This is a genomic window from Streptomyces sp. 8P21H-1, assembly GCF_013302945.1.
Window position 1 is genome coordinate 1 of the sequence record NZ_JABTYA010000001.1, and the last position, 4,689, is coordinate 4,689.

The 4,689-nt window shown below is 70.6% G+C and carries 7 protein-coding genes, 1 tRNA gene, 1 pseudogene and 1 riboswitch; of the genes and pseudogenes, 2 read left to right on the plus strand and 7 right to left on the minus strand.

Translation table 11 applies throughout. The features are described from left to right. Positions 1-290: 290 nt before the first annotated feature. From HO151_RS00010 to HO151_RS00020, 3 genes are all read right to left on the minus strand, one after another. Positions 291-611 (minus strand): multidrug efflux SMR transporter, encoded by a 321-nt coding sequence (locus HO151_RS00010; protein ID WP_173894086.1) that lies wholly within the window; start codon positions 609-611, stop codon positions 291-293. 28 nt (positions 612-639) lie between these two features. Next, a riboswitch (guanidine-III (ykkC-III) riboswitch) is annotated at positions 640-702 on the minus strand. Between the two features lie 117 nt (positions 703-819). Beyond that, complete coding sequence (locus tag HO151_RS00015; RefSeq protein ID WP_052454563.1) at positions 820-1,122, minus strand: co-chaperone GroES; 303 nt, start codon at positions 1,120-1,122, stop codon at positions 820-822. 122 nt (positions 1,123-1,244) lie between these two features. Then, a complete protein-coding gene (locus HO151_RS00020) occupies positions 1,245-1,583 on the minus strand; it encodes a DUF3618 domain-containing protein (protein ID WP_173894087.1) in 339 nt (112 codons plus the stop codon). A gap of 157 nt (positions 1,584-1,740) precedes the next feature. On the opposite strand from HO151_RS00020, the gene bcp reads away from it, so the two are divergent. Both bcp and HO151_RS00030 read left to right on the plus strand, forming a co-directional pair. Then, complete coding sequence (bcp, locus tag HO151_RS00025) at positions 1,741-2,208, plus strand: thioredoxin-dependent thiol peroxidase (protein WP_173894088.1); 468 nt, start codon at positions 1,741-1,743, stop codon at positions 2,206-2,208. An 82-nt stretch (positions 2,209-2,290) separates the two neighbouring features. Next, positions 2,291-2,375, plus strand: a tRNA-Leu gene (locus HO151_RS00030). A 54-nt stretch (positions 2,376-2,429) separates the two neighbouring features. On the opposite strand, the gene rdgB is transcribed toward HO151_RS00030, so the two are convergent. The 4 genes and pseudogenes from rdgB to HO151_RS00050 all read right to left on the minus strand — a co-directional run. Further along, positions 2,430-3,032: an RdgB/HAM1 family non-canonical purine NTP pyrophosphatase gene (gene rdgB / locus HO151_RS00035; protein WP_173894089.1), complete on the minus strand. Its 603-nt coding sequence runs from the start codon at positions 3,030-3,032 to the stop codon at positions 2,430-2,432. 45 nt (positions 3,033-3,077) lie between these two features. Then, on the minus strand, positions 3,078-3,485 hold the full coding sequence (locus HO151_RS00040) for a hypothetical protein (protein WP_173894090.1): 408 nt from the start codon (positions 3,483-3,485) through the stop codon (positions 3,078-3,080). 233 nt (positions 3,486-3,718) lie between these two features. After that, a complete protein-coding gene (rph, locus tag HO151_RS00045; protein WP_173894091.1) occupies positions 3,719-4,456 on the minus strand; it encodes a ribonuclease PH in 738 nt (245 codons plus the stop codon). A gap of 91 nt (positions 4,457-4,547) precedes the next feature. After that, positions 4,548-4,689: pseudogene (locus tag HO151_RS00050) on the minus strand (PTS sugar transporter); the annotation flags it as partial.

Consider the following 4,689-nt stretch of genomic DNA (forward strand, 5'->3'; position numbering starts at 1 on the left):
GGCGGTGCCGTCGGCAACGGCGGGACGACGACCGACGGAGGTCCCACGACCGGTGGCGACGGCGGCACGACCGGACCCGGCGGTGCCGTCGGCAACGGCGGGACGACGACCGACGGAGGCGGTACGGCGGAGGGCGCGGACGGGACCACGGGAACGACGTTCGGAGGTCTCCCGTAGCCCCGGGGCCGGGCCGCCGCTGACAGGCGGCCCGGCCCCGTCACCGGCGACTGACCACCAGTGACCGATGACCAGTGACCGATGACCAGTGACTGATGGCTGATGACTGGTGACTAGTGGCCGGAGGTCGCCTTCAGCCCGACCACGGCCACCAGGAGCAGGCAGACGAAGAAGATGCGGGCGGCGGTCGCCGGTTCACCGAGCACCGCCATCCCGTACACCGCCGCCCCGGCCGCGCCGATGCCCACCCAGACCCCGTACGCGGTACCGATGGGCAGCGTCTTCGCCGCCTGCGCCAGCAGGACCATGCTGGCGACGATCCCGGCGCCGGTCAGCACACTGGGCACGAGCCGGGTGAACCCCTCGGTGTACTTCATGCCGACCGACCAGCCGACCTCCAGCAGACCGGCGACGACGAGCAGGACCCAGGCCATGAGGCACCTCCGTGCGGAAATCAACAGGGGTGCGTCGTCTTTGCCTGTCCCGGTACGGCGCGTCTCGTCGGGTGTCCCCAACGGTAGCAACGGGCGGCGCCGGACAGCCGGAAGGGGCTGGTGACAACGGTCACCAGCCCCCGGAGATCCTCGAAGACACTCAGAAACTCAGAGAGCCGGAGAGTCGGAGAGTCGGAGAGTCATAGGTTCAGAGATACAGCCCGGTGGAGTCCTCGGACCCCTCGAACCGGTCCGCGGCCACGGCGTGCAGGTCCCGCTCACGCATCAGTACGTACGCGGTGCCGCGCACCTCCACCTCGGCACGGTCCTCCGGGTCGTACAGCACCCGGTCGCCCGGCTCCACCGTCCGTACGTTCTGCCCGACCGCGACGACCTCGGCCCAGGCCAGCCGCCGGCCCACCGCCGCGGTCGCGGGGATCAGGATGCCGCCACCGGACCTGCGCTCCCCCTCGGCGGCGTCCTGCCGCACCAGCACACGGTCGTGCAGCATCCGGATGGGCAGCTTGTCGTCGTGATGACTGCTGGGCTCATTGCTCTTCGTGCTCACGGTCCGAACCTACCTGCCTTCGAGCCGCCCGTGGGCGGGCGGGGTGCACGCGGCCGCGGGGCGGCTCAGCCCCTGCGGCGCCTGGTGCTCAGGGTGAGCAGTCCGACGACGCCGACCACCACGAGGGCCACGGGCACGATGCGGTCGAGCCGCGGTGCCCCGTCCTCCGTGACGAACTGCGCCTTCACCTCGTCGACGACGCGGTTGGCGCCGACGTAGGCACGTCCGAGGGTGTGGTCGACGCTGGACGCCATCCTGGCCTTGGCGTCCCCGACGACGGTCTTCGGGTGCACCCGCACACCGATCTCGTCGAGCGTCTCGGCGAGGGTCTCGCGACGGCGTTTGATGTCCGCCTCGATCTGCGCCGGAGTCCTGGTGTCCGGCGTGCTCGACGTGTCCGACACGCGCTGCCTCCGTGGTCGTCGTGGTTGTTTCCCATGGCCTGTTCCCGTCGGCCCTGTATCCAAGCCACAGTCTGTCAGCTTCCCTCGCCGCACACCGCCCGGCACCCCCATTACGCTCGCTTCCGTATCCACCACCTCGCAAGGAGACCGAACCGAGATGAGCGAGCGACTCGAGCCCGGCGACACCGCCCCCGCCTTCACCCTGCCGGACGCCGACGGCAACGAGGTGTCCCTCGCCGACCACAAGGGCCGCAAGGTCATCCTCTACTTCTACCCGGCCGCCCTCACCCCGGGCTGCACGAAGCAGGCGTGCGACTTCACGGACAACCTGGACCTGCTCGCGGGCGCCGGCTACGACGTCATCGGCGTCTCCCCCGACGAGCCGGAGAAACTCGCCAAGTTCCGCGAGAAGGAGAACCTGAGGGTCACGCTGGTCGGCGACCCGGACAAGAAGGTCCTGGACGCGTACGGCGCCTACGGCGAGAAGAAGAACTACGGCAGGACGTACCTGGGCGTCATCCGCTCCACGATCGTGATCGACGAGGAGGGCAAGGTGGAACGGGCCCTCTACAACGTCCGGGCGACGGGCCACGTAGCAAAGATCATCAAGGACCTGGGGGTCTGAGACCGGCGTGCCGTGATCCCCGCCGATCCCCGCTGATCCACGCCGATCCGCGTCCTCACGACCGGTAACATGGCGTGCGCTGGCGGCGGTGGCGCAACGGCTGACGCAGCAGACTTAGGATCTGTGGCCCGTGAAACGGCTTGAGGGTTCGAATCCCTTCCGCCGCACAGTTACGGCCTGCGAATCGATGGTTGATTCGCAGGCCGCTCCTTTTCGGGCGCTCAGCCCAGCAATTCCTTCACCGCCGGTGCCAGTTCGCGGAACGCCTTGCCTCGGTGGCTGATCGCGTTCTTCTCGTCGGGGGTCAGTTCCGCGCAGGTGCGGGTTTCGCCGTCGGGCTGGAGGATCGGGTCGTAGCCGAAGCCGTGGGTGCCGGCGGGCTCGTGGCGCAGGGTGCCGCGCAGGCGGCCCTCCACCACGCGTTCGGTGCCGTCGGGCAGGGCGAGGGCGGCGGCGCAGGCGAAGTGGGCGGCGCGGTGCTCGTCGGCGATGTCGCCGAGCTGGGCGAGGAGCAGCCTGAGGTTGGCCCGGTCGTCGCCGTGCGTGCCGGACCAGCGGGCGGAGAAGATGCCGGGGGCGCCGCCGAGCACGTCGACACAGAGGCCGGAGTCGTCGGCGACGGCGGGCAGGCCGGTGGCCCGGGCGAGGGCGTGGGCCTTGAGGAGGGCGTTCTGCGCGAAGGTGACGCCGGTTTCCTTGACGTCGGGGATGTCCGGGTAGGCGTCCGCGCCGACGAGGTCGTGCTGCAGACCTGCGGCGGCGAGGATCGCCCTCAGCTCGGTGATCTTTCCGGGGTTGCGGGTGGCGAGGATCAGGCGGCTCATGGTGCTCACCCTAGCCAGGTCGCTCCGGCCGGGCGGCAGGTGCCGTCAGGGGGTGCAGACCTTCGTCAGTTCGCCCGCCGCGTCGGTGACGGAGCCGATGTCGGGGGTCGGGTCGCCGTCCCTGATGGCGGTGCGGACGTCGGTGACCGCCGCCTGGAGGTCGTCCACGGCCTTGTTGATGTCGGTGTCGTCGGTCTTGTCGTCGATGGTGTCGAGGTTCTTGTCGATCGAGTCGAGCGCTTCGTCCGCCTGCGTCGGGTCGTTCGCCGCGTTCTCCACGGCCTGCTGGAGGTCGGTGACGCTGTCGGCGATCGTGTCGGCGGTCTGGACGCAGTCGAGTGCCTTGTTGACGGCGTCGCAGCCGGTGGTCAGTCCGGCGGTCAGTGCGACGGCCGCCACGGCCGCGGCGACGGCGGTGGCGGTGCGGCGGGGTCGGCGGCGGCTCGCGGCCATGGAACGTCCTCCCGTGGTCAGGCCCCGTGGGCCCCGGCCGGTGGGTCTGAGGACCCCCGGTTGGGTACTGGCCGGGCGGCACCGGTGTGCCGTGCGCCCGCATCTGTAGGGACGCGGCGGCCGGTGCCCCGGTTGCTCGCGACATCCGGCCGTCTTGGTACGTCCTTTACCCTTCGGGGGCCGTCACCCTTCGAGGACTGTTCCCTTCAGGGGCCGTCACCCTTCGGGGACCGTCACCCTTCGGGGACCGTGTCGAGCGCCGTGCGCTGGGCGGTGGCGAGTTCGGTGCAGCCGAGGGTGGCGAGGTCGAGGAGGGAGTTGAGCTCGTCGCGGTCGAACGGCTCGGCCTCGGCGGTGCCCTGCACCTCGACGAAGCGGCCGTCCCCGGTGCAGACGACGTTCATGTCGGTGTCGGCGCGCACGTCCTCCTCGTAGCAGAGGTCGAGGAGGGGGACGCCGCCGACGATGCCGACGGAGACGGCGCTGACGGTTCCGGTGAGGGGCCGGCGGTTGGCCTTGACGAGCTTCCTGCCCTGGGCCCAGGAGACGGCGTCGGCGAGGGCGACGTACGCGCCGGTGATGGCGGCGGTGCGGGTGCCCCCGTCGGCCTGGAGGACGTCGCAGTCCAGGACGACGGTGTTCTCGCCGAGCGCCTTGTAGTCGATGACCGCGCGCAGGGAGCGGCCGATGAGCCGGCTGATCTCGTGGGTGCGTCCGCCGATCCTGCCGCGGACGGACTCGCGGTCGCCGCGGGTGTTGGTGGCGCGGGGCAGCATGGAGTACTCGGCGGTCACCCAGCCCTCGCCGCTGCCCTTGCGCCAGCGCGGGACGCCTTCGGTGAAGGAGGCGGTGCAGAGGACCTTCGTGTCGCCGAAGGAGACGAGGACGGAACCCTCGGCGTGCTTGCTCCAGCCGCGTTCGATGGTGATCGGGCGGAGCTGTTCGGGCGTGCGGCCGTCGATGCGAGACATGGCGCCGAGCCTAGTCGTTCACGGCTGAGGGGCCGCCCGGTCACCGGAAGCGGCCCCTCAGGGGTGGGATCTCCACGTCTGTGTCAGGTCTTCACATCATGTCTTCGATGTCCGCGGCGATCGGGTCCGCGTCGGTGCCGATGACGACCTGGATGGCCGTGCCCATCTTGACGACGCCGTGGGCGCCCGCGGCCTTCAGGGCGGCGTCGTCGACCTTGCTCGGGTCGACGACC

Excerpts from the sequence above, each read along its gene's own strand:
- HO151_RS00015 (WP_052454563.1), bottom strand. The coding sequence starts at position 1,122 with ATGCTGCACGACCGTGTGCTGGTGCGGCAGGACGCCGCCGAGGGGGAG.
- rph (WP_173894091.1), bottom strand. The coding sequence starts at position 4,456 with ATGTCTCGCATCGACGGCCGCACGCCCGAACAGCTCCGCCCGATCACC.
- HO151_RS00040 (WP_173894090.1), bottom strand. The coding sequence starts at position 3,485 with ATGGCCGCGAGCCGCCGCCGACCCCGCCGCACCGCCACCGCCGTCGCC.
- bcp (WP_173894088.1), top strand. The coding sequence starts at position 1,741 with ATGAGCGAGCGACTCGAGCCCGGCGACACCGCCCCCGCCTTCACCCTG.
- HO151_RS00010 (WP_173894086.1), bottom strand. The coding sequence starts at position 611 with ATGGCCTGGGTCCTGCTCGTCGTCGCCGGTCTGCTGGAGGTCGGCTGG.
- rdgB (WP_173894089.1), bottom strand. The coding sequence starts at position 3,032 with ATGAGCCGCCTGATCCTCGCCACCCGCAACCCCGGAAAGATCACCGAG.